Annotated in this window: 22 protein-coding genes; 16 read left to right on the top strand and 6 right to left on the bottom strand. The window is 60.6% G+C overall.

Annotated elements, in window-relative coordinates:
- Nucleotides 1–118 precede the first annotated feature (118 nt).
- Nucleotides 119–1174 carry a biotin synthase BioB gene (bioB, locus tag JQ848_RS02025; protein WP_004419470.1) on the bottom strand — a complete coding sequence of 352 codons (1056 nt, stop codon included), beginning with the start codon at nucleotides 1172–1174 and terminating at the stop codon, nucleotides 119–121.
- Between the two features lie 89 nt (nucleotides 1175–1263).
- Between bioB and JQ848_RS02020 the strand changes: the two genes are divergently transcribed.
- From JQ848_RS02020 to rarD, 5 genes are all read left to right on the top strand, one after another.
- On the top strand, nucleotides 1264–2004 hold the full coding sequence (locus JQ848_RS02020) for a ComF family protein (protein WP_202210224.1): 741 nt from the start codon (nucleotides 1264–1266) through the stop codon (nucleotides 2002–2004).
- A gap of 58 nt (nucleotides 2005–2062) precedes the next feature.
- Nucleotides 2063–2827, top strand: a complete 765-nt coding sequence (locus JQ848_RS02015) for a TOBE domain-containing protein (RefSeq protein ID WP_010656675.1) — start codon at nucleotides 2063–2065, stop codon at nucleotides 2825–2827.
- An 83-nt stretch (nucleotides 2828–2910) separates the two neighbouring features.
- A complete protein-coding gene (locus tag JQ848_RS02010) occupies nucleotides 2911–4812 on the top strand; it encodes a PhoX family protein (protein WP_202210223.1) in 1902 nt (633 codons plus the stop codon).
- 134 nt (nucleotides 4813–4946) lie between these two features.
- Nucleotides 4947–5921, top strand: coding sequence for a serine/threonine protein kinase (locus tag JQ848_RS02005; protein WP_004419476.1), 975 nt, complete (start codon nucleotides 4947–4949; stop codon nucleotides 5919–5921).
- 158 nt (nucleotides 5922–6079) lie between these two features.
- On the top strand, nucleotides 6080–6964 hold the full coding sequence (gene rarD / locus JQ848_RS02000; protein ID WP_160626630.1) for an EamA family transporter RarD: 885 nt from the start codon (nucleotides 6080–6082) through the stop codon (nucleotides 6962–6964).
- 123 nt (nucleotides 6965–7087) lie between these two features.
- Here rarD and JQ848_RS01995 read toward each other — a convergent pair whose 3' ends face one another.
- Nucleotides 7088–7606, bottom strand: a complete 519-nt coding sequence (locus JQ848_RS01995; RefSeq protein ID WP_004419479.1) for a glycine cleavage system transcriptional repressor — start codon at nucleotides 7604–7606, stop codon at nucleotides 7088–7090.
- 371 nt (nucleotides 7607–7977) lie between these two features.
- Between JQ848_RS01995 and JQ848_RS01990 the strand changes: the two genes are divergently transcribed.
- Nucleotides 7978–10155, top strand: a complete 2178-nt coding sequence (locus tag JQ848_RS01990) for a malate synthase G (protein ID WP_004419480.1) — start codon at nucleotides 7978–7980, stop codon at nucleotides 10153–10155.
- Between the two features lie 191 nt (nucleotides 10156–10346).
- Here the strand turns inward: JQ848_RS01990 and JQ848_RS01985 are convergent, their stop codons facing one another.
- Nucleotides 10347–10787 (bottom strand): response regulator, encoded by a 441-nt coding sequence (locus tag JQ848_RS01985; protein ID WP_004419482.1) that lies wholly within the window; start codon nucleotides 10785–10787, stop codon nucleotides 10347–10349.
- Between the two features lie 273 nt (nucleotides 10788–11060).
- Here JQ848_RS01985 and JQ848_RS01980 point away from each other — a divergent pair, with 273 nt between their 5' ends.
- The 7 genes from JQ848_RS01980 (at nucleotide 11061) to JQ848_RS01950 (ending at nucleotide 19343) form a co-directional block, all read left to right on the top strand.
- Entirely contained in the window at nucleotides 11061–12995 is a 1935-nt protein-coding gene (locus JQ848_RS01980) for a putative nucleotidyltransferase substrate binding domain-containing protein (protein WP_202210222.1), read from the top strand.
- Complete coding sequence (locus JQ848_RS01975; protein WP_004419485.1) at nucleotides 12992–13702, top strand: 3'-5' exonuclease; 711 nt, start codon at nucleotides 12992–12994, stop codon at nucleotides 13700–13702. Before JQ848_RS01980 ends, JQ848_RS01975 begins: the two co-directional genes overlap by 4 nt.
- Before the next feature lie 198 nt (nucleotides 13703–13900).
- A complete protein-coding gene (locus tag JQ848_RS01970) occupies nucleotides 13901–14425 on the top strand; it encodes an RNA polymerase sigma factor (protein WP_165439574.1) in 525 nt (174 codons plus the stop codon).
- On the top strand, nucleotides 14422–15399 hold the full coding sequence (locus tag JQ848_RS01965; RefSeq protein ID WP_004419488.1) for a FecR domain-containing protein: 978 nt from the start codon (nucleotides 14422–14424) through the stop codon (nucleotides 15397–15399). Before JQ848_RS01970 ends, JQ848_RS01965 begins: the two co-directional genes overlap by 4 nt.
- A gap of 90 nt (nucleotides 15400–15489) precedes the next feature.
- A complete protein-coding gene (locus JQ848_RS01960; protein WP_202210221.1) occupies nucleotides 15490–17925 on the top strand; it encodes a TonB-dependent siderophore receptor in 2436 nt (811 codons plus the stop codon).
- Nucleotides 17926–18057: 132 nt separating this feature from the next.
- On the top strand, nucleotides 18058–19170 hold the full coding sequence (locus JQ848_RS01955) for a PepSY-associated TM helix domain-containing protein (protein ID WP_004419491.1): 1113 nt from the start codon (nucleotides 18058–18060) through the stop codon (nucleotides 19168–19170).
- Nucleotides 19167–19343, top strand: a complete 177-nt coding sequence (locus tag JQ848_RS01950) for a hypothetical protein (protein ID WP_004419493.1) — start codon at nucleotides 19167–19169, stop codon at nucleotides 19341–19343. Before JQ848_RS01955 ends, JQ848_RS01950 begins: the two co-directional genes overlap by 4 nt.
- Nucleotides 19344–19373: 30 nt before the next feature.
- On the opposite strand, the gene rloA2 is transcribed toward JQ848_RS01950, so the two are convergent.
- Nucleotides 19374–19874 carry a retropepsin-like aspartic peptidase RloA2 gene (gene rloA2 / locus JQ848_RS01945; protein ID WP_004419495.1) on the bottom strand — a complete coding sequence of 167 codons (501 nt, stop codon included), beginning with the start codon at nucleotides 19872–19874 and terminating at the stop codon, nucleotides 19374–19376.
- Between the two features lie 229 nt (nucleotides 19875–20103).
- Between rloA2 and JQ848_RS01940 the strand changes: the two genes are divergently transcribed.
- Nucleotides 20104–20991 carry an acyltransferase gene (locus tag JQ848_RS01940; protein ID WP_161719912.1) on the top strand — a complete coding sequence of 296 codons (888 nt, stop codon included), beginning with the start codon at nucleotides 20104–20106 and terminating at the stop codon, nucleotides 20989–20991.
- Between the two features lie 2 nt (nucleotides 20992–20993).
- Here the strand turns inward: JQ848_RS01940 and JQ848_RS01935 are convergent, their stop codons facing one another.
- The gene (locus JQ848_RS01935; protein WP_004419500.1) at nucleotides 20994–21551 is read right to left on the bottom strand and encodes a DUF2780 domain-containing protein; all 558 of its coding nucleotides are present in this window, start codon (nucleotides 21549–21551) and stop codon (nucleotides 20994–20996) included.
- Nucleotides 21552–21938: 387 nt separating this feature from the next.
- On the opposite strand from JQ848_RS01935, the gene JQ848_RS01930 reads away from it, so the two are divergent.
- Nucleotides 21939–22571 carry an RNA polymerase sigma factor gene (locus JQ848_RS01930; RefSeq protein WP_202210220.1) on the top strand — a complete coding sequence of 211 codons (633 nt, stop codon included), beginning with the start codon at nucleotides 21939–21941 and terminating at the stop codon, nucleotides 22569–22571.
- Nucleotides 22568–23242, top strand: coding sequence for an anti-sigma factor (locus tag JQ848_RS01925; RefSeq protein ID WP_202210219.1), 675 nt, complete (start codon nucleotides 22568–22570; stop codon nucleotides 23240–23242). The genes JQ848_RS01930 and JQ848_RS01925 overlap by 4 nt, the downstream gene beginning before the upstream one ends.
- 43 nt (nucleotides 23243–23285) lie before the next feature.
- Here JQ848_RS01925 and fdhA read toward each other — a convergent pair whose 3' ends face one another.
- Entirely contained in the window at nucleotides 23286–24485 is a 1200-nt protein-coding gene (fdhA, locus tag JQ848_RS01920; protein WP_160626618.1) for a formaldehyde dehydrogenase, glutathione-independent, read from the bottom strand.
- Between the last annotated feature and the right edge of the window lie 46 nt (nucleotides 24486–24531).

The raw sequence follows: 24531 nt of genomic DNA, 5'->3' as shown, positions 1-24531 counted from the left end.
CTCGAAAACAGATGGCGCACAACCTGCAGGAGCGAGCTGCCCCCTGTAGGAGCGAGCTTGCTCGCGAGCTTTTAAGCAACCTGAAACAGCTCGCTCCTACAGAGGGTGGGGCTCGGGTTTAAACCGCAGCGTTATAAAACTGTTCGCTGGATTTCTGATCCATCAGCGCGTGCTCAATGGCTGCCTGATGCACTTCGTCAGCGTGGTCCTCACCGGCCTCGGGCAAAATGCCCAGGCGGCTGAACAGCTGCATGTCCTTGTCGGCCTGGGGGTTGGCCGTGGTCAGCAATTTATCGCCATAGAAAATCGAGTTGGCCCCGGCAAAGAACGCGAGTGCCTGCATCTGCTCGTTCATCGCTTCACGCCCCGCCGATAGCCGTACATGGCTCTGCGGCATCATGATGCGCGCCACCGCCAGCATGCGGATGAAATCAAACGGGTCGATATCTTCCGCGTTTTCCATCGGCGTACCGGCCACTTTCACCAGCATGTTGATCGGCACCGATTCCGGATGCCCGGGCAAGTTGGCCAGCTGAATCAGCAGATTGGCCCGGTCATCCAGCGACTCGCCCATGCCCAGGATCCCGCCGGAGCAGATTTTCATCCCGCTATCACGCACGTAACTCAGGGTTTGCAGGCGCTCGCTGTAAGTGCGGGTGGTGATGATGCTGGTGTAGAACTCAGGCGAAGTGTCGAGGTTGTGGTTGTAGTAATCGAGCCCGGCGTGGGCCAGTGCGCTGGTTTGCTCCTGGTCGAGCTTGCCCAGGGTCATGCAGGTTTCCAGCCCCAGCGCCTTGACCCCTTTGACCATTTCCAGCACGTAGGGCATGTCCTTGGCCGAAGGATGTTTCCAGGCTGCACCCATGCAAAAACGGGTGGCGCCGATCGACTTGGCCCGTGCCGCTTCTTCCAGCACTGCCTGGACCTGCATCAACTTCTCTTTGGCCAGGCCGGTGTTGTAATGGCCTGACTGCGGACAATATTTACAATCTTCCGGGCAGGCCCCGGTCTTGATCGAAAGCAGCGTCGAAACCTGCACCCGATTGGCGTCGAAATGTGCGCGGTGAACGGTCTGTGCCTGGAATAACAGATCATTGAATGGCTGAACAAACAATGCGCGAACTTCGGCTAGGGACCAATCATGTCGCAAGTTGGCAAGGGTGCTGGCGCTCATCGGCGTTTCTCTTGATTTATGCTTTGACTTGAACCTGAAGCAAGGGCTTCAGACACGGCACGGATGCCCGGCATGTTTAAGGATGCAAGATGAACTGTCAACCACATTGGATTAGACTGGTTGACATCTGGTTATTTAATAACCAAACCTGTTTATTGTGCGATGAAGCGCTCAAGGGCGTTTTACCGATCTGCCGTGCCTGTGAGCCTGAGCTGCCCTGGCTGGGTGATTGCTGCCTGCGCTGCGCCTTGCCACTCCCGGCGGCCCGGTTGACCTGCGGTGACTGCCTCAAGCAACCGCCTGCGTTCGAGCAGGTGCATGCGGCCTGGGCGTACGGCTTTCCGGTCGACAGCCTGATCGTGGGTTTCAAACACAACAGTAAATGGCCCTATGGCCGGCTGTTGGCCGAACTTCTCGGCCAATGCCTGCTTGATAGCTTCAACTGCGGCCAAGAGCGACCCGACTTCTTGCTGCCGGTACCGCTGTCCGTTCAGCGCCTGCGCCAACGTGGCTATAACCAGGCAGCCATGCTCAGTCACTGGCTCAGTGCCCGGTTGAACATCCCCTGCCGTGAACACTGGTTACTGCGCACCCAGGACACCCCCACGCAACAGGCGCTGGACGCCAAAGCCCGCAAGCGCAATCTGTTGCAAGCCTTCGGCCTGAGCCCGGGAGCGCAGGTCCAGGGCCTGCACCTGGCGCTGATTGATGACGTACTGACCACCGGCGCCACCGCTGAAAGCCTGGCGCGCCTGCTGCTCAAAGCCGGGGCTCGGCGGGTCGACGTGTATTGCCTGGCCCGCACCCCGAAACCTGACGGAGCGCCTTGACGGGCCCGGGTTGAACAGGCACTTTCCGGGCTTCCAGCCGCCTTGCGAATCCGCCGTCATGCACCTGCCCTCCTTGCTTGCACAACACATGGTCCGCCGCCCGCAGCGTATTGCGCTGTTACAGCACATTGCCGAACAGGGCTCGATCACTGCGGCGGCCAAAAGTGCGGGCATCAGCTACAAGGCAGCATGGGATGCCATTGATGAACTGAACAACCTGGCGCAAACCGCACTGGTTCAGCGCAGCGTTGGCGGCAAAGGCGGGGGCGGGGCGCGGCTGTCCGTTGCCGGAGAGCGGGTACTGCGTCTTTACCAGCGCTTGCAGGTGCTACAGAGCCAGGTGCTGGATGCCGCCGAAGACACCGAAGACCTCGACCTGCTGGGGCGCCTGATGCTCAGAACCAGCGCCCGCAACCAGTTGCACGGCAACGTGACTGCCATATCCAGCCATGGCCATAACGACATGATTGAGCTCGCCCTGGCGGGCGGTCTGAGCCTGCACGCGCAAATCACCCGCGACAGTACCCTGCGCCTGGAACTGCAGATCGGCAGCCCGGTGGTCGCCCTGATCAAGGCCGGCTGGCTGCAACTGGTGGCTGCCAAACAGGCGCCAGCCCCGGGGCACAATCATCTGCAGGGGCGCATTGAACAAATCCTCCACGCCGACGATGGCCCCAGCGAAGTGCGCATCAGCCTGTCCGGCGGCCAGGTTTTGTGCGCCCTGAGCGAGCCGCAACACCTTGAAATACTTGGCGCAAAGACGGGGGATGCAACCCAGGTGCAGTTCTCGCCGTCACTGGTGTTGTTGGGCACCCCGCTGTAACGGCCACCACGGCCGCTTGCAACACGGCTGTCATACCCGCGGCTTATGGTGGCTGGCAAAATCGTCTGCGAGCCGAGCCTGACATGACCCTGTTAAAAGAAGACCAACCCACCGACCTTGAGCAGATCATCGGCCTCAGTCGACGTGGCTTTATCGGCGCCGGCGCCTTGTGCGGTGCTGCCATGTTTTTGGGCGGCGGCCTGCTGAGCCGCAGCGCCCTGGCTACCGGCATCAGCGCCGCCTCCAGCCCGTTGCTGGGTTTTGACAGTATCAAGGCGGCCACCACTGACAGTATCAGCCTGCCACCCGGCTATCGCTCCAGCGTACTGATCAGCTGGGGTCAGCCACTGCACGCCGCAGGCCCGGCGTTCGACCCCGACGGTAACGGCTCGGCCAGGGACCAGGAAGTGCAATTCGGCGACAACAATGACGGCATGAGCCTGTTCGCCTTCGCCGATGACCCGAACCGCGCCCTGATGGCCATCAACAACGAGTACACCAACTACCGCTATCTGTACCCCCACGGCGGCATGCCCGCCTCCCTTGAACAAGTGCATAAAGCCCAGGCCAGTGAAGGCGTATCGGTCATTGAAATCCGCCGCACCGGCAACGGATGGGCGTTTGCCCAGGGCTCGCCGTTCAACCGGCGCATACATGGCAATACACCGATTCGCCTGGGTGGCCCGGCGGCCGGTCATGCCTTGCTGCGCACCCGGGCCGACAACACCGGCACCCTGGCCCTGGGCACCTTCCAGAACTGCGCCAATGGCAAAACCCCATGGGGCACCTACCTGACCTGTGAAGAGAACTTCACCGACTGTTTCGGCAGTTCTGACCCCAGGCAAGCCTTCGACACCGCGCAAAAACGCTATGGCGCCGTGGCCTCCAGCAAAGAAATCAACTGGCACCCCCATGACCCGCGATTCGATCTGGCGGTCAACCCCAACGAACTCAATCGCCACGGCTGGGTGGTGGAAATTGACCCGTTCGACCCGCACTCGATGCCCGTCAAACGCACAGCGCTGGGCCGCTTCAAGCACGAGAACGCCGCCCTGGCCGAAACCGCCGATGGCCGGGCGGTGGTCTATATGGGCGATGACGAACGCGGCGAATTTATCTACAAATTCATCAGCCGCGACCGGATCAACCATAAAGACCCCAAGGCCAATCGCGACCTGCTGGACCACGGCACCCTTTACGTTGCCCGCTTTGACGGCGGCGACAAAAACCCCGACCTGCCCAGGGGGCAGGGTCAGTGGGTTGAATTGAGCCATGGCAAAAACGGCATCGATTCCGCCGGCGGCTTCGCCAACCAGGGCGAAGTACTGATTCACGCACGCCTGGCAGGCAGCGCGGTGAATGCCACGCGCATGGACCGCCCGGAATGGATAGTGGTCAGCCCCAAGGACGGGCAGGTCTATTGCACCCTGACCAACAACGCCAAGCGCGGCGAAGACGGGCAACCGGTCGGCGGGCCCAACCCCCGGGAGAAGAATGTCTACGGACAGATCCTGCGCTGGAAAGCCCGCAACGACGATCACGGCACCGACACCTTCGACTGGGACCTGTTTGTAGTCGCCGGCAACCCGCTGGTGCATGCCGGAAAAGCCAAGGGCGGCTCGTCCAACATCACCCCGCAAAACATGTTCAACAGCCCCGACGGTCTGGGCTTCGACGACGCCGGACGCCTGTGGATCCAGACCGATGGCGATTCCGGCAATAGCGGGGACTTCGCCGGCATGGGCAATAACCAGATGCTCTGTGCCGACCCGGCAAGCGGTGAAATCCGCCGTTTCATGGTCGGGCCGATCGGTTGCGAAGTGACCGGCATCAGCTTCTCGCCAGACCAGAAAACCCTGTTCGTCGGCATCCAGCATCCCGGTGAAAACGGTGGATCGACCTTCCCCGAGCACTTGCCCAACGGCAAGCCACGCTCTTCGGTCATGGCCATCAGTCGCGAAGATGGCGGCATCATCGGCGCCTGATGACCGCAGGCCCATCTGTGGGAGCCGGCGTTGTGCCTCAATCGCCGGCAGCCACAGGTTTAGTGCCAGATCGTTCCCGGTCTGCGCTAACATGCATGGCCGGACGCGGCAGCCTGCTGCGCGCAGGAGTCAGCATGTCTCATCCGTTTGCAACACTTACCCCTGATCTGGTGCTCGACGCCGTCGAAAGCATCGGTTTCCTGAGCGATGCCCGCGTGCTCGCGCTCAACAGCTACGAAAATCGCGTGTACCAGGTCGGCATCGAAGACTCGGAACCGCTGATCGCCAAATTCTACCGACCGCAACGCTGGACCAACGAAGCCATCCTCGAAGAACACCGCTTCACCTTCGAGCTCGCCGACCTTGACGTCCCGGTGGTCGCACCGATGATTCACAACGGCCAGAGCCTGTTTGAACACGCAGGCTTTCGCTTCACCCTGTTTCCGCGCCGGGGCGGCCGTGCGCCGGAGCCCGGCAATCTCGACCAGCTGTACCGTCTGGGGCAACTGCTGGGGCGCCTGCATGCCGTGGGGGCAACCAAGCCGTTTGAACACCGCGAAGCGCTGGGGGTGAAGAACTTTGGTCACGACTCCCTCACCACCCTGCTCGAAGGCAATTTCATCCCGCGCAGCCTGCTGCCGGCCTACGAGTCCGTGGCCCGTGACCTGCTAAAGCGTGTCGAAGACGTGTACGCCGCCACCCCGCACACCAACATCCGCATGCACGGTGATTGCCACCCCGGCAACATGATGTGCCGTGATGAAGTGTTCCATATCGTCGACCTCGACGACTGCCGCATGGGGCCTGCGGTGCAGGATCTGTGGATGATGCTTGCAGGTGATCGTCAGGAATGCCTGGGCCAGCTGTCAGAATTGATGGACGGCTACAGCGAGTTCCATGACTTCAACCCGCGGGAACTGGCGTTGATCGAACCGCTGCGGGCCTTGCGCCTGATGCATTACAGCGCCTGGCTCGCGCGCCGCTGGGACGACCCGGCGTTCCCCCACAGCTTCCCGTGGTTTGGCACCGAGCGTTACTGGGGCGACCAGGTGCTGGCTTTGCGCGAGCAACTGTCAGCGCTCAATGAAGAACCGCTGAAGCTGTTCTGACCCCCTCCGTTTTCTGTAGGTGCGAGCTTGTTCGCGGGTTTTTAACTACCCGGTAAACGAACAGCCCGGACCTACAAAAACTTTGCTCGCAATCTGTAAAACCTGCTTACACTCTTGGCCTGTTCCGTATCCGTTAGTTGCCTAAGCAAGGACTCTGCATGCAAGCCGCCAACCCGCGTCGCGGGTACATTTTAGGCCTCACCGCCTATATCATCTGGGGCATCTTCCCGCTCTACTTCAAACTCCTGGCCACTGTCCCCGCGGCCGAGATCATCGTAAACCGGGTACTCTGGTCCGCACTGTTCGGCTCTTTGTTGCTGCTGTTCTGGAAACACCCCGGCTGGTGGCAGGAACTGCGCGACAACCCCAGGCGCCTCGGCGTGCTGGCCATCAGCGGGCTGTTGATTGCGGTCAACTGGCTGACCTATGTGTGGGCGGTCAATAACGACCGCATGCTGGAAGCCAGCCTCGGCTACTACATCAACCCGCTGGTCAATGTATTGCTTGGCATGCTGCTGCTGGGGGAGCGTTTACGCCGCCTGCAATGGCTGGCCGTAGGGCTTGCCGCCCTTGGCGTGGCGCAACAGGTGTGGCAAGTGGGCAGCCTGCCGTGGGTGTCCCTGGTGCTGGCGCTGAGCTTCGGCTTTTACGGGCTGATCCGCAAACAGGCGCCCGTCAAGGCACTGCCCGGGCTGGTGGTCGAAACCTGGATTCTGGTGCCCATCGCCATTGGCTGGCTGCTCATGCACCCCGAGGCCAACAGTGCCCATACGGAGTTCTGGAGCAGTAAGGAAGCCTGGCTACTGGTGGCTGCAGGTCCGGCAACGTTGATCCCGCTGGTGAGCTTCAACGCCGCCGCAAGGCACTTGCCCTACACCACCCTGGGCTTTATGCAGTACATCGCGCCGACACTGGTACTGATTCTGGCGGTGTGGGTGTTTGGCGAGCATCTGTCAGAAGCCACACTGATGGCCTTTATGTTTATCTGGGCCGGTCTGGCGATCTATACCCTTGATGCAGTGCTGACCCTGCGCCGGGGATAGGGGGCGTGCCCAATCAGTTTCCACAGCACGCAGGTTCTGCTGTTGTGCAACGCGGGAAGCGAAGCTGAATCATTCCAAACCAGCTTCGCGCAACACGGCCCTGCGCAACAGCAGGGCCGGCCCCTAGTCCTCGGGGCGCAACTCGAGCCCGACCATCAACTCGTCGGCCAGGGTTTCCAGGCGCGCCTGCAACACCTCCAGCGAGAGCGTCAGCGGTACCGCCAGAATGGCCTCGGCATGAAACAGCGGCTCGTTGCTCATGGGCGCAGGCCGCACATCCGTCACCAGACGCTCCAGATTCACTCCCTGCTCCGTCAGCACCCGGGTAATGTCGCGCACTATGCCCGGACGGTCATTTCCCACCAGGTCCATGGCAATCGGCTTCCAGGTGCAAGACTGCTCGATCCCGCTTTCGGCGATCAACACCCGAATCCCGTCCGGCGCCAGGCCGTGCAGCGCAGCGATCAATTCATCATGGGCTTCAGCCGGCACGCCTACGCGCAAGATCCCGGCGAATTGCCCGGCCATCCGTGACATCCGGCTTTCCAGCCAGTTGCCGCCATGCTCGGCGATGCATTGGGCAATACGTTCGACCTGCCCGGCCTTGTCCGGGGCAAAGACCGTAATCACAAGATGGTTCATGGCGGGGACTCTCTTGTTAGGGGTCGGATGAGTATAGGCAAGACCCCGGGTGCCACTTCAGGTGCCACAAAAACACCTCGAAAAAACAAATTGTGTACTGTTTTTAGAATTATCTGGAACAAGCTGTACAATTCTTGAGAACATCCTGTTCTTCTGTATGACCGATAGCGTACAAATGGTCGCAGAACGACGTGATTAGTCTGATTTTCACATCTGCAATTGATCATGTAGTATCCCTTGGCGACCACTACATAATTTGTAATATGGTTCGCCAAGGCGTCTGCTACACCCCGCACAACCCCGCCAGCATGAGCTAACGCGGTGTTTTAAGAAGCGCTCCAGGCTTTAAATAAAAATGAGTGAGGCAAGCAATGACTGAACACGTTCACGTCGGTGGCCTGCAGGTCGCCAAAGTCCTGTTCGACTTCGTAAACAACGAAGCCATTCCCGGTACCGGCCTCGACGCCGACCAGTTCTGGGCCGGTGCCGACAAGGTTATTCATGACCTGGCACCCAAGAACAAAGCACTGCTCGCCAAACGCGATGATTTGCAGGCGCGGATCGACGCCTGGCACCAGGCTCAGGCCGGCAAGGCCCATGACGCCGTGGCTTATAAAGCCTTCTTGCAAGACATCGGGTATCTGCAGCCAGAAGCGGCGGATTTCCAGGCAACGACACAGAACGTCGACGACGAAATCGCCCGCATGGCAGGTCCCCAACTGGTGGTACCGGTGATGAATGCGCGCTTTGCCCTCAACGCCTCGAACGCCCGCTGGGGGTCGTTGTATGACGCGTTGTACGGCACCGATGCCATCAGCGAAACCGATGGCGCCACCCGGGGCAAAGGCTACAACAAGGTCCGTGGCGACAAAGTGATCGCCTTCGCCCGCGCCTTCCTCGACGACGCCGCGCCCCTGGCAACAGGTTCCCACGTTGACGCCACAGGCTACGCCATTGTTGGCGGCGCCTTGCAGGTGAGCCTCAAGGGCGGCGCCAGCAGCGGCCTGCGCGACACTGCGCAACTGACCGGCTACCACGGCGCGGCCGCGGCACCGACCGCCGTGTTGCTCAAACACAATGGCCTGCACTTCGAAATCCAGATCGACGCTGCCAGCCCGGTCGGCCAGACCGACGCTGCCGGGGTCAAAGACGTGCTGATGGAAGCTGCGCTGACCACCATCATGGACTGCGAAGACTCAGTCGCCGCCGTCGATGCTGACGACAAGGTGGTGATCTACCGCAACTGGCTCGGCCTGATGAAGGGCGACCTGAGCGAGCAAGTATCCAAGGGCGGCACAACCTTCACCCGCACCATGAACCCGGACCGCGAATACACTGCGCCCGACGGCGGCACTGTCAGCCTGCACGGCCGGTCGTTGTTGTTCGTGCGTAACGTGGGTCACTTGATGACCATCGATGCGATCCTCGACAAAGACGGCAACGAAGTACCTGAAGGCATTCTCGACGGCCTGCTGACCAGCCTGGCAGCGATCCATAGCCTCAATGGCAAAGCGACCCGCACCAACAGCCGCACCGGGTCGGTGTACATCGTCAAACCGAAAATGCACGGCGCTGAAGAAGCGGCGTTCACCAACGAGCTGTTCGGCCGCATCGAAGATGTCCTGAAGCTGCCACGCAACACGCTCAAAGTCGGGATCATGGACGAAGAGCGCCGCACCACCATCAACCTCAAGGCCTGCATCAAGGCCGCCAGCGAGCGGGTGGTGTTTATCAACACCGGCTTCCTGGACCGTACTGGCGACGAGATTCACACCTCGATGGAAGCCGGGCCAATGGTGCGCAAGGCGGACATGAAGTCCGAAAAATGGATTAGCGCGTACGAAAACAACAACGTCGATGTCGGCTTGAGTACTGGCCTGCAAGGTCGTGCGCAAATCGGTAAAGGCATGTGGGCCATGCCCGACCTGATGGCTGCCATGCTGGAGCAGAAAATCGCTCACCCGCTGGCCGGCGCCAACACCGCCTGGGTGCCTTCGCCGACGGCAGCCGCCCTGCATGCGCTGCACTACCACAAGGTTGACGTGTTCGCCCGTCAGGCCGAACTGGCCAAACGCGCCCCGGCCTCCGTGGACGACATCCTGACCATCCCGCTGGCCGTTAGCCCGCAGTGGACGCCCGAGCAGATCCAGAACGAACTGGACAACAACTCCCAGGGCATTCTCGGTTACGTGGTGCGCTGGATCGACCAGGGCGTTGGTTGTTCGAAAGTACCGGACATCAATGACATCGGCCTGATGGAAGACCGTGCGACGCTGCGCATTTCCAGCCAGCACATCGCCAACTGGCTGCGCCATGGCATCGTCAACCAGACCCAGGTACTTGAAAGCCTCAAGCGCATGGCTCCGGTGGTCGACCGTCAAAATGCCAACGACGCGCTGTACCGTCCGCTGGCACCGGACTTCGACAGCAACATCGCCTTCCAGGCAGCGGTTGAACTGGTGATCGAAGGCAGCAAACAGCCAAACGGATACACCGAGCCTGTTCTGCACCGTCGTCGTCGCGAGTTCAAAGCCAGGAATGGTTTGTAACAAACCCCGAAAACCGCTAGCCCCTGCAGAGCGCTGTCTTTGCAGGGGCTAGCGGGTCCCGGGATATTCTCAATAACGCCGTGTTTACCCTGTAAACACGGCGTTATTGTTTAAAGCCCTCCCGCACCAGCTCGCCCCTGCAGTTGAGATCGCCGTTGTTCAAGCGAACCGCATTGCGGCCATGTGCCGGGCTACAACGCCAGTTCCTGCTTGATCAGCTTGAGCAACTTGGCGGTGTCGATAGGTTTGAGCAGGAAATCCACCACGTTGAGGTGCATCGCATCGATGGCATCACGCACTCCTGCATCGCCCGACATGATGATGATCGGCAAGCTTGCCCGCTCGGATGCGCGCACTTTGCGGATCAGGTGCAGGCCATCGTGGGGCACCATGCGCAAATCGGTGAGTATCAGCCCGATGGAGTGTTCAGACTTCAACAACGCCAGCGCCTGACGTTCATTTCTTGCGGTCACACACTCAATGCCGCTCAAGGTCAAAAACTCCGCCAGCAACTCGCAGGCCAACTCATCATCGTCAACAATCAACACCCCATGCTGCTCCGGCACAGGTGTTCGCATCACCTCGTTCAAGGCCTCGCGTTCGGCGTCGGTCAATATGTCGTGTTCAGTCATGCGGCTCTCGTAAACTGTCCTGCCGGTCAAATATCCCAGCGTTAAAGTCGGTTAATCCTTGATCGGATCAATGTGCACCCAGATCAGAGTAATTCCAAGTCCGGCATCAGGGTAAACAAGGAAATAGTCTGTAAGCATTCGCAAAAACTTCAACAGGCCTCTTCCCCATAGACTTACGTCCAATGGGCACCCGCGCCCAGACAACCGAGCATGAGGGTCACAACACGCCATGGGCCCGCCCCGTCCCGTCATAACAACAATGCGGTAATGGTAATGAGTAAATCGGATGCATTTCTCCAGGCAGGGAAAACTGCGGTGCTGCAGAACATTCACGGCACCATGCAATTCTTGCAGCGATTCCCGCCCTTCAACCAAATGGAAAATACGCACCTGGCATTCCTGGTGGAGCAATGCCAGCTGCGCTTCTACGGGCCCGGTGAGAGCATCATCCGACCGACTGACGGGCCGGTGGATCACTTCTATATCGTCAAGCAGGGCCGGGTGGTGGGCGAACGGACCCATGTAGGCCGTGAAGACGCCGAGACCACCTTTGAAATCACTGCCGGCGAGTGCTTTCCGCTGGCCGCGTTGCTGGGCGAGCGCGCCACCCGTACCGAACATCTGGCCGCCGAAGACACCTTTTGCCTGCAACTGAACAAGCCTGCATTTATCAAATTGTTCGCCCTGTCCGACGAGTTCCGCGACTTTGCCCTGCGTGGCGTCAGCAGCTTGCTCGACAAGGTCAATCAACAGGTGCAGCGGAAAGCCGTAGAAACCCTCGGCACGCAATATTCACTCAACACCCGCCTCGGTGAACTGGCCATGCGCCACCCGGTGACCTGTCTGCCGGACACCGCACTGCGTGAAGCTGTGCGCCTGATGCACGAACAGCAGGTGGGCAGCATTGTGGTGGTGGACGGGCACAAAGCGCCGCTGGGCATCTTCACCCTGCGCGACCTGCGCCAGGTGGTGGCCAGCGGGATTCAGGATTTCGCCCAAACCATCGACCTGTACATGACCCCCGGGCCGTTTTACCTGTCCCCCGATCACAGCGCCTTCGACGCCGCCATCGCCATGACCGAGCGCCATATTGCCCATGTGTGCCTGGTCAAGGATCAGCGCCTGTGCGGCGTAGTCTCCGAGCGCGATCTGTTTTCTCTGCAACGGGTTGACCTGGTTCATCTGGCCCGCACCATCCGCCATGCCCCCCGGCTGGAAAACCTGATCAGCCTGCGCGGCGAGATCGGGCAACTGGTGGAACGCATGCTGGCCCACGGCGCGTCCTCAACCCAGATCACCCACATCATCACCCAGCTCAACGACCACACCGTGTGCCGGGTCATCGAGCTGGTGCTGGCCGACCGTGGCGATCCTGGCGTGCCCTTCAGCTGGCTGTGCTTTGGCAGCGAAGGGCGACGCGAGCAAACCCTGCATACCGACCAGGACAACGGCATTTTATTCGAGGCCAAGGACGCCACCCAGGCCGCTGAAATCCGCCAGCGCCTGCTGCCCATCGCACAGCAGATCAACCATCATCTGGCGGCATGCGGCTTTACCCTGTGCAAGGGCAATGTCATGGCCGGCAACCCGGAACTGTGCTTGTCGCGCGCCGAATGGGCCCGCCGTTTCGCCGCCTTCATTCGCGAGGCAACCCCCGAAAACCTGTTGGCCTCGAGCATCTATTTCGACCTGCGGGTGGTCTGGGGTGACGAACAGGGCTGCCAGCAACTGCGCCGCGGCATTCTCGAACAAGTGGCCGACAACCGCCTGTTCCAGCGCATGATGGCCGCCAACGCCCTGCGCCATAGCCCACCGGTGGGGCGTTTCCGTGAGTTTGTACTGGAGCGCAAAGGCAGCGACAAAGCCACCCTGGACCTCAAGGTGCAGGGCCTCACGCCGTTCGTCGACGGTGCACGGCTGCTGGCACTGGCCCACGGCGTGGAAGCCAACAACACCCTGGAACGCCTGCGCCAGCTGGTGACCCTGGAAGTGATCGAGGCACTGGACGGCGCGGCCTATGAAGAGGCCTACCACTTCATCCAGCAAACCCGCATGCAACAGCACCAGTTGCAAACCCGGGAAAACCGCCCGTATTCCAACCGTGTCGACCCGGACAGCCTGAACCAGCTGGACCGGCGCATCCTGCGTGAAGCCCTGCGCCAGGCCCAGCGCCTGCAGAGCAGCCTGGCCCTGCGGTATCAACTATGAGCCTGCTGTCCTGGTTGCTGCCGCGTAAAAAGCCGGTCTTGAGCCCTGAGCAACAACAACGGGTGCTGCAACTGCCGGCACCACCCGGGCTGAGCGAGGCCTCACTGCGCCAACAGCGCTGGGTGGTGGTCGACCTGGAAACCAGCGGCCTGAACCTCAATCGCGACCAGGTGCTGTCGATTGGCGCGATGGTCATCGAAGATGGTGCCATCGATCTGGGCCAGGCGTTCGAACGCACCCTGTTGCGCCCCGACAACACCCTCAACCCCAGCGTGTTGCTGCATGGTCTGAGCCCGGAAGCAATTGCCGCGGGCAGTGATCCGGTGGATGCCCTGCTGGACTTTATGGCCTTTGTCGGTGACAGCCCGCTGCTGGCCTTTCACGCCCCATTTGACCAGCACATGCTGGGGCGTGCCCTTAAAGACAGCCTGGGCTACCGCCTGCAGCACCCGTTTCTGGATGTGGCGGCCCTGGCGCCGATGCTGTGCCCGCAGGTCAATCCGCGAGAGGCGGGGCTTGATCACTGGATCCGGCACTTCAACCTGCAAGTCGAAGACCGCCACAACGCCAGCGCCGACGCCCTGGTCACAGCCGAACTGGCGTTGATCCTGTTCAGCCGCGCACGCACGCAACAGATCGACAGCCCCCTGGCTCTGCAGCAGCGGCTAAACCAATGGCAGCGACGCAAACAAGCCCATAGCTTCTGACACCGGACTCGACTCCTGAAGCGACACCACAGCTGACTTCACACCTGTAGGAGCGAGCTTGCTCGCGCGCCTTTCATGGCTGCGCCAAAGAGCTCGCGCCTGCAGGCTGTTTACCTTCCGATGAGTGTCAATTGCGCATGCCCATTGCCTCTGACACAATCGCGAATAGTTATCGTTAGTTAATGCATGTATTCGGTGATGCCCTTGTCGTCAGTCCAAACCCCCCACAGTGAACTGGTTGGAGCGCTTTACCGCGACCATCGCGGTTGGCTGCTGGCGTGGTTGCGACGCAATGTGGCCTGCCCGCAACGGGCGGAAGACTTGAGCCAGGACACTTTCGTGCGCCTGCTGGGCCGTGAAGACCTCAAGGCCCCCCGCGAACCCCGGGCTTTTCTGGCCGCCATTGCCAAAGGCCTGCTGTTTGACCATTTTCGCCGCGCTGCCCTGGAACAGGCCTACCTCAACGAGCTGATGCTGATCCCCGATGCCGAGCAACCCTCGCCCGAAGAGCAGCAACTGATCCTCGAAGACCTCAAAGCCATCGACCGCCTGCTGGCCAAACTCTCGAGCAAATCCCGGGCGGCCTACCTCTATAGCCGTATCGACGGCCTGACCCACGCTGAAATTGCCCAACGCCTCGGCGTATCGGTGCCCCGCGTGCGCCAGTATCTGGCCCAGGGCATCCGCCAGTGCTACATCGCCCTGTATGGCGAGCCGGCATGAGCCCGGTCAGCTCCAAACCGGTATCGGCACCCGTGCTGGATGCTGCCATTGCCTGGCAACTGTGCCTGGACTGCGGCAATGGCAGCGCCTTGGAGCAAGCCGAATTCAACAAGTGGTACAGCGCCAGCGAAGAGCACGCGCGGGCCTGGATGCAACTGGGCATGCTCGATCACCGCTTCAGCAGCACCAGTGTCCCGGCGCGTAACGCCTTGCTCAAGGCCCGCAGCGGCGTACAGCAACAGGTGCGCAAAATCGGCGGCGGCCTGGCCAGTATTGCGCTGGTATGCGGGCTGACCTTGTTCGCCAGCAAAGACTACCTGCCGGTTGATTACTGGATGGCCGATCACCGCACCGCCACCGGCGAGCAACGCCAGTTACGCCTGGCCGATGGCACCCTGCTGAACCTCAACACCCACAGCGCAGTCGATGTGCGCTTTGATGGCACTACGCGACGCATCGTCCTGCAAGAAGGCGAAATCATGGTCGAGACCGGCCATGGCGACCCCCGGCCTTTTGTCGTGCAAACCCGTGATGGCAGCTTGCGAGCATTGGGCACGCGGTTTCTGGTCCGGCGCGAAGACGACGGCACCCGCCTCAGCGTGCTGCAGTCGCGGGTTGCAGCGCATCCCGAAAACAGCGTCGACGAAATCATCTACACCGAAGGTCAGCAAGTGCTGATGCACCGCGATTACCTGGGCCAGATGCTCGCCGTCAACCCCGGGGCAGACGCCTGGACCCGCGGTATGCTGGTGCTCGACAACGTACGCCTGGCCGACATGGTGCACGAACTCAAGCGCTATCGACGCGGCCACCTGGGCGTCGACCCCGACGTCGCCGACCTGCGCATCAGCGGCAGCTTCGCGCTGAACAACGTCGAGCTGGCCCTCAATGCCCTGCTGCCCGCCTTGCCGGTGAAGATTGAACAGCACACCCCGTGGTGGGTCACCATCAGCGCCAGGCCGGCAAAAAACTAAATCTAAATTATTTTCAATCAGCCCTATCACTTTTCGGATCTCGTTCGGCAGATAGTCATTGAGAAACATTTCCATTCAGGAACCCGCCGAATGTCCCGCTCCCTCGACACCTTTTTGCGCCCTGGCCTGTTAGCCGTAGCCATCGCCCTCAGCATCCCGCTGACCAGCACCTGCGTCATCGCCGCCGAACAGGCCCCGACTGCGCGCAGCTACAACCTGCCCGCCGGACCGCTGGCCGCCACCCTGAACCAGATCGCCAGCCAGTCGGGTATCACCCTGGCCATCGATCCGGCCCTGGTTGCAGGTAAAACGTCAGCCCCGGTCCAGGGTTCGTTCGAGGCCAGCACTGCATTGCGCGAGGCGTTGCGCGACAGTGGCCTGCAACTGGTGCCGGGAAGCGCCGGCAGCTTCAGCCTGATCGCCATTCCTGAAGGGGTGGTGGCGCTGGAAGCCACCACCATCAGCGGCCAGAGCAGCTATGAAAGCCCGTGGGGCCCGGTGGACGGCTACCTCGCCCAACGTACCGCCGCCGGCACCAAGACCGACACGTCCCTGCTCGAAGCCCCGCGCTCGATCTCCGTCGCCACCCGCAGCCAGATGCAGGACCGGGCGGTGCAGAACCTGGATGATGCGGTGCGTTACATGCCGGGCGTAACGGCCAGCAGCTATGGCAGCGACAGCCGTGCAGAATGGCTGAAGGTGCGAGGTTTCGAGCCAACCCAGTTCCTCGATGGCCTGCCATTGCCCAAGGGCACCTATGCCATGCCCAAGCTTGAAACCTGGGACCTGGAACGCGTGGCCCTGCTCCGCGGCCCGGCGTCATCGGTCTACGGCCAGACACCTGCCGGCGGCCTGCTGGATATGGTCAGCCGGCGCCCGGAAGACAGCGCCAGCCACGAAGTACAGATGCAGATCGGCAGCTATCAGCGCAAGCAGATCAGCTTCGACAGCACCGGCCCGATTGATGATGAAGGACGTTTTCTGTACCGCGTCAGCGGCGTGGTGCGTGACAGCAACACCGCCATCGACCACAACGAAGACAAGCGCTACAACATTGCACCGAGCCTGACCTGGAACATTGACGAAGACACCAAGCTGACCTTCCTCAGCCAGTTCAACCGTGATGACACCGGGATCACCAGCCAGTTCTTGCCGCTGCAAGGCACCAAGGTGTCCACGCCTGCGGGCAAGGTGAAGTATCACGAAAACCTCGGTGATCCGAAGTGGGAGTTCTACGACAAGACCTACTACGCACTGGGCTATGCGTTTGAGCACCGCCTGAACGACGTGTGGCAGTTCCGTCAAAATCTGCGCTACACCAAAAGCGATCTGGCCTTCCAGGGCATCACGGCGGGCGGTTACTACGGCTCGGTGGCAGACGATGGTACGGTTGAGCGCGGGGCCAACGTGGTGGATGAAGACATCAGCCAGTTCGCCGTGGACAACAATTTCCAGGCCGACTTCGACACCGGCGCAATCAAGCACACCGTGTTGATCGGTCTCGACCATCAGCGCGTCAATACCAACTACAAATGGGATTACGGCGCCGCGCCTGCCAGCAACATCATCAACCCGATCTACGGGCAGGATTTCAGCAACGTCAAATACACCACCTACAACGACTACAACCAGAAAACCCGCGACACCGGTCTTTACCTGCAAGACCAGATGGCTCTGGACAACTGGCGCTTGACCCTTGGCGGACGTCAGGACTGGTTGCACACCGACACCACGTTCTACAACGAGAACAATGCCCGCGACACACGTGACGACAGCGCCTTTACCGGTAATGCCGCACTGAGCTATGTATTCGATTCCGGCTTCACGCCTTATGTTTCGTACGCCGAATCCTTCCAGGCCGAACCGGGCGGTTTTGCCGGCAAATCATTCAAGCCCGGCACCGGCAAGCAGTACGAACTGGGCCTCAAGTACCAGCCTCCGGGCAGCGACATGCTGTTTACCGCCGCAGTCTATGACCTGACCCGCAAGAACATTGTGCTGAGCGATACGCTGGGCGTCAGCCGTCCGCTGGGTGAAGCCAACGTGCGTGGCCTGGAACTGGAAGCGGTGGGCAACGTCAACGAGAACCTGAAGTTGACGGCAGCCTATACCTACGCCAACACCAAAATGACCAAGGTGTCCGACCCGCTGGACAAGAACCGTCCACTGCCGCTGACCCCCGAGCATCAGGCTTCTATCTGGGCTGACTACACCTGGCACAAAGGCGCGCTGGAAGGCTTCGGCGTAGGCTTTGGTGCCCGCTACATCGGCGAGACCGACAACATCGCCATTGGCAGCATGGCCTATGTACCGGACGCTTCCTACGGTCATACAGACGCCTATACCGTCTACGATGCGGCGGTGCATTACGACCTTGGCAAGATGAACAAATCACTGCAGGGCGCCACGGTTTCGGTTAACGCCAACAACGTGTTCGACAAGCAATACCTGTCGACCTGCGATGGTTTCTACTGCTACTACGGCGACCGCCGCAACATCATGGCCAGCGTCAACTACAAGTGGTAACCCGCTAAACGCAACACCAATACCCACCTGCAGAAGCGAGCTTGCCTCGCGATGAAATCATCCCCCGACCGAGGGGCCGGCATCGCGAGACAAGTTCGCTCCTGCAGGGGAGTTTTTGCATTTGGGAATGTCATGAAAAGCAAAACCATCCGCCGCTGGTCCTTCATTCACACCTGGACCAGCCTGATTTGCACCGCGTTTTTGCTGATGCTGGCGCTGACCGGCCTGCCGTTGATTTTTCACCATGAAATCGACCATCTGCTGGGCGACGCGCCGCAGGTCAAGGAATTGCCCGCCGGTACTCCAACCCTCGATCTGCAACAACTGGTGCTCGCCGCACAGGCCCACCGGCCGGGCGAGGTCATGCAGTATTTCGGCTGGGACGACGATGAACCCAACGCCGTCCTGACCATCATGGCCCCCACCGCAGGTACCGAACCCAATTCGTCCCATACCTTCATGCTCGATGCACGCACCGGCGAGGCGATTGATGTGCCCTCCGCCAACGGTGGCATCATGATGGTCATGCTGCGCCTGCACGTGGACATGTTTGCCGGCCTGCCCGGCAAACTGCTGCTGGCATTCATGGGCATCCTGTTCGTACTGGCGATCATCTCCGGCACCGTTTTGTACTTGCCGTTCATGCGCCGCCATGACTTCGCCACCGTGCGCACCGACAAGTCCCGGCGCCTGCGCTGGCTCGACCTGCACAACCTGATTGGCGTCGTGACCCTGACCTGGGCACTGGTGGTGGGCGTGACCGGGGTGATCAGCGCCAGCGCCGACCTGATCATCGCTGCCTGGCGTGCTGAAACCCTCAGCGCCATGATCGAACCCTACCGCGACGCCCCGCCATTGACTCACCTGGCACCTGCCAGTGATCTGTTGCACATCGCCGCCAGGGCAGCACCCGACATGCAGCCGGACTTTATCGCCTTCCCCGGCACCCGGTTCTCCAGCGAACACCATTACTCGGTGTTCATGAAAGGCAGTACTCATCTGACCTCACACCTGCTGACTCCGGTCCTGATCGACGCCAGCAACCTTGAAGTCACCGCCGTGGCCGGACGGCCCTGGTACATGGATGCCATGGGCATGTCGCAGCCGCTGCACTTTGGCGACTACGGCGGCATGCCGATGAAAATCCTGTGGGCGGCACTCGACCTGCTGACCATCGTGGTCCTGGGCAGTGGCCTGTACCTGTGGTGGGTACGTCGCCGCGCGGCACAGGAGAGCACCCGATGAAACCGCGTCAGTCGAGTTTCTGGAAGGTGTTTTCCATTCCGCTGGCGATAGCCCTGGTGGGCGCCACCGGGTTGTTCTGCGCACTGCTGGACGATGGCGCCTGGGATTCGCTGAGCTGGATAGGGCTGGGCATACCGGCGTGGATCAGCCTGCGAGGCTTGCTCAAGCGTTGACCCTACCCCGCAGGGTAGGGCCAGGTCGCATCAGCAATCAGGCTTGTCTGCCGTATAACGACGGGCCGGGTTAACCGCGGCACCGAACTCGCGCAACGCCTTGGCACCGATCAGCAGCGGGTAGTTGAAGCTGCTGCGGTCGGTGAGGTTGACCTCAACCGTGCGTTTGACATTGCCCAGGCACATTTCCAGATCGACCACCGGGCGCTTGGCGCTTTCGCTCGCGTCCTTGTCTTCGTCTTCATCGGCGCGGCTTTTGATTTTGCTGATGCGTGCCACTTTGTGTTCGTACACCTTGCTGCTCGCACCTTCGGTGGCCAGCTGGAAGCGTACCCAGTCGTCACCATCGCGGGTAAAGGTCTGGATGTTTTTGGCCGACAGCGACGCGGTCAGGGCACCGGTGTCCATCTTGGCTTTCAGGGTTTCACCGATTTCCGGCAACTTGATGTATTCGTAGCGCCCGTACAGGGTCGGCTCGGCGGCCATCACCGGCAATGCCAATACAGAGAGCAAGGCTAGAACAGACTTCATAAAGACAGTTTCCTTCGGTTTGACGCTGCCTGCAGGGGCGAGTCTGGCTCGCGATGCTGGCAACTCGTTTAATTCATTTACCGTGGTGATGCTATTGCGAGCAAGCCCGCTTCTACAGTGTCGGGTGAACGATAGCGGCTGGCGCGTGAAACATTTGTCGATACGCCGATTTGGCGTTCGGCAAGGCTCTGCTTATCATTGCCTGTCATTAAACGTTCAAGAGTTACTTATGCGCCGCCTGCTCACCGGCTGTCTGGTCACACTGCTACTGCTGTGCAACACCCTCATCCTGTTTGGCCCCTTGATGCTGTTTGCCCTGCTCAAACTCATCTCGCCGGGTCGCCTGCGCGATTACAATTCGTGGGCCGTGATGTGGATCGCCGAGACCTGGTCTGAAATCGACAAACGCATTTTCGCCCTGTGCCTGCCCACCCAATGGGACATTCGCGGCGCTGAAGGGCTGAGCCGCGATACCTCGTACCTGGTGATCAGCAATCATCAATCCTGGGTGGATATCCCGGCGCTGATGCAGGGCCTTAACCGGCGTACGCCGTTCTTCAAATTCTTCCTCAAAAAACAACTGATCTGGGTGCCCTTTCTGGGCCTGGCCTGGTGGGCGCTCGACTACCCGTTCATGAAGCGTTACTCCAAAGCCTTCCTCGCCAGACACCCGGAACTCAAAGGTGAAGACCTGAAAATCACCCGGGCAGCCTGCGAGCTTTTCAAGCGCCAGCCGGTGACCGTGGTCAATTACCTTGAAGGCACGCGTTTCACCCCGGCCAAGCGCGCCCGGCAACAATCGCCCTACACCTACCTGCTCAAACCCAAGGCGGGCGGCGTGGCGTTTGTACTGGCCGCCCTGGGCGAACAGCTGGATGCCGTGCTCGACGTGACCGTGGTTTATCCACAGGCAAAAATTCCGGGCTTTTGGGCATTGATCAGCGGGCAAGTGCCCAAGGTGATTGTCGACATTCAGATCCACCAACTGGACCCGGCGTTATGTCAGGGGGATTACGAGAATGATCCGCTGTTTCGCCAGCAGATCCAGAGCTGGGTCAACCAGCTCTGGATCAAGAAAGATCAGCGCATCAGCACCTTGCGTGCCGAGCGCGAGTGATCTTAAACGCCCCAGGCGCTACCCAGTTTGCTCAGCAGCGAAGTGCTGACGTTCTGGCCTTTGAAGTAGTCCAGCAGGACCGGAGCAAACTTGGCGACCATTCCGTCCTGCATGCCCAGCGCAGAGAACGCAGCATCAAGCTGGCTGGTATTGGCCACGTTGCTCACAGCGCTGGTCGCGGTTTCGGACACGCCATTGGTCTTGCCCAGCAAACCGCCCAGTTGGCTCAGTTGACCCAGGGCACCGGCGCCAGCCAGTTTGTTAACACCCGGCACTTGCTTGGTCAGCTCGGAATAGTCACTTGAGGTCAGCTGGTTTTTCGCCAGGCTCAACATCGCGCCAACACCGCCAGCCGCCTGCTCGGGTTTGACCCCAAGTTCGTTGACCTTGCTCAGCAACTGTACCGCTTGTGCCGACTTGTCAGTGGTCGCGCCGTTACCGTTGGCGCCCTGCATTTGAGCCGCGACGCCAGCCACATCGCTCAAGCTGAAACCCGCAAACACCGGGCTTGCGGCCACGGTCATAAATGTTGCCAGTGCCACTGCGCTCAACTTTTTCATCGCATCAACCTCTATATCCAAAGAGCCGCGCGTCAATTAACGCGACGGCAAAACTGTGTGTAAGACCCGAAAAACCGGCAGATGTTCCCAAATGCCACTACGGGATCAAACGGCACGCAATCTTAATTGAAAAATTGTTTGCCCGCGCTGCATCCGCTTTGCCTTCGCCTGCGTATATCAAGCACGGACAGACCTTGTTGACCGCCTGCCAACCGACAAGGGCACAGACCATGAAACGCAACTCGATCAGAACCCCGTTGATTGCCAGCCTTCCGAGGCTGGTTGTTGCCGCCAGCAACTGTCGACAAAGTGCTGATGACTGAATAGTGCATGCCTGCCCGGCCGGTGGGCACCCAGGGTAAGCGGCCGGTCAATGGGAACCCCGCCATGAATGGAATAACTCTATATGCTCAACTAATCTCAACCGACAACTGGCATGGAGCCATCCCCAGTCATGTAGGGAGAACCGGTATTTTAACTGCCAACACCGAGAACCTGAGACAGCTGCTGGCCCAATGCTCGTTGGGCAATCGACGCGCTTTCGAAACCCTTTACCGCAGCGTTGCTCCCAGCTTGCACAGCGTAGCCCTGCGTTGCATGGGCCGACGCGACCTTGCTGAAGAAGTGGTGCAGGAAAGCTTTGTGCGTCTCTGGCACAACGCCTCACGCTATGAAGCTCATTTGTCGGCGCCATTGACCTGGATGATCAACATCACCCGCAACCTGGCCATCGACCAACTGCGCAAACACCGGGAGTTGCCGTTAAGCGATCTGCAACAGAACGCCGTGGCCGATGACACCCCGGGCGCCGATGAGCAACTGGACAGCGCCCGCTCCTCCCGTGCCCTCAATCATTGCCTTGAGCAACTGGACGGCATGCAGCGCCAGACCATTACCATTGCCTACTTCCATGGCTTCAGTGCCAGCGAACTGGCCACGCAACTGGCAGCGCCTCTGGGCACAGTCAAATCCTCGATTCGCCGGGGCATGGAACGTCTGCGCAGGTGCCTCGAATCATGAACTATCAAACTGCCGAGCGGCGCCGGGCTCTGGCTGGCGACTATGCCATTGGCCTGATGCCGCCCACTGCCCGCAAACGTTTTGAACAACTGCTGCTGGACGACCCGCATTTGCGCGCCGAACTGGCGCAGTGGGACACCCATCTCGCCAGCCTGGCCGAACCCCTGTCTGCGCAGCCCGTACCCGAGCACGTATGGCAGGCAATCGTCTCGCGCATCGAACCACAAAAACTGCATGTGCCGGCCAGGCGTCCGTTCTGGACCTGGCTACGCACGGGGGCTGTGATCTGCTCTTTGCTGATTGCCGTCACCGTGGGCCTGCTCTATACCCGCGACAACGTCCAGTACAAGGCCACCCTGCTCAGCGGCACCGAGCAACCGGGCTTGCGGATCGAAGCTCACACCGACTATCTGCAGGTTCAACCGCTGCAACTGGCAGCCCTCGATGCCGGGCGCAGTCTGGAGTTGTGGGCGATTCCGGTGGATGGCAAGCCTGTATCACTGGGCCTGATCCCCACTGGCGGGGACGGTATGATCGGTCTGAGCAAAAGCCAGCAGCAATTGCTTGGCCCCCATGTTGTGCTGGCCGTGAGTCTTGAACCCAAGGGCGGCTCAACCACCGGTCAGCCGAGCGGGCCAGTGTTGTACCAGGGCCCGTTGGCTGCGTTGTAAGCATCACTGGCGCAGCGGTTCGCTGCGCCAGTGTGTGCAGGGATCAGACCCCGCTGAACAGTTTGTGCGGATCGATCACAAATTTCTTCGGTACCCCCGCATCAAACTCGCCATAGCCACGCGGAGCATCATCCAGACTGATCACTTCAACGCCGACGATGTCGGCGATTTTGATCCGGTCCCACATGATGGCCTGCATCAGTTGGCGGTTGTACTTCATCACCGGAGTCTGGCCGGTATGGAAACTGTGGGACTTGGCCCAGCCCAGACCAAAGCGAATGCTCAGGCTGCCCATTTTCGCAGCCGCATCCACAGCACCCGGATCTTCGGTCACGTACAGACCAGGGATACCGATTTTGCCCGCTACCCGCACCACTCCCATCAGAGAGTTGAGTACCGTGGCCGGCGCTTCGTGCTTGACCCCGTCATGCCCGTGGCCACGGGCCTCAAAGCCCACCGCATCGACCGCGCAATCCACTTCGGGCTCGCCCAGCAGCTCGGCAATCTGTTCGTGCAGCGGAGTGTCTTTGGACAAATCGGCAATTTCAAAACCCTGGGCCTTGGCGTGCGCCAGACGAATCGGATTGACGTCGCCGACAATCACCACGGCCGCGCCCAACAGTCGCGCCGAAGCCGCCGCTGCCAGACCGACCGGGCCTGCACCGGCGATGTACACCGTGCTGCCAGGGCCGACACCGGCGGTCACGGCACCGTGGTAGCCAGTGGGCAGAATGTCGGAAAGGCAGGTCAGGTCACGGATCTTCTCCATCGCCGCGTCACGGTTCGGCAACTTGAGCAGGTTGAAATCGGCATAGGGCACCAGCACATATTCGGCCTGGCCGCCGACCCAGTCGCCCATGTCCACGTAACCATAAGCGCCGCCGGGACGGGCCGGGTTGACGGTCAGGCACACCCCGGTATTTTGTTCCTTGCAGCTGCGGCAACGGCCGCACGCCACGTTGAAAGGCACCGATACCAGGTCGCCGACTTTCAAATGCTCCACGTCGCGCCCGGCCTCAATCACCTCCCCGGTAATCTCATGCCCCAGCACCAGCCCGGTTTGCGCCGTGGTGCGTCCGCGCACCATGTGCTGGTCGGAACCGCAGATATTGGTCGATACCACTCGCAGGATCACGCCGTGATTGATTTGTTTGCCCTGCGGGTTCTGCATCTTCGGGAAAGGGATGCTTTGCACTTCCACCTGGCCATTGCCCAGGTACACCACACCGCGATTGTCAGCCATCGAGTTCACCCTTGTTGTTATTTGAGGGCAGTTGCACGCGGCAAGC

The sequence above is a fragment of the Pseudomonas paraversuta genome, assembly GCF_904067025.1.
Taxonomy (GTDB): Bacteria; Pseudomonadota; Gammaproteobacteria; order Pseudomonadales; family Pseudomonadaceae; genus Aquipseudomonas; species Aquipseudomonas paraversuta.
Note: the sequence above shows the minus strand (reverse complement) of the source record. Positions and strands in the feature narration are given on the sequence as shown.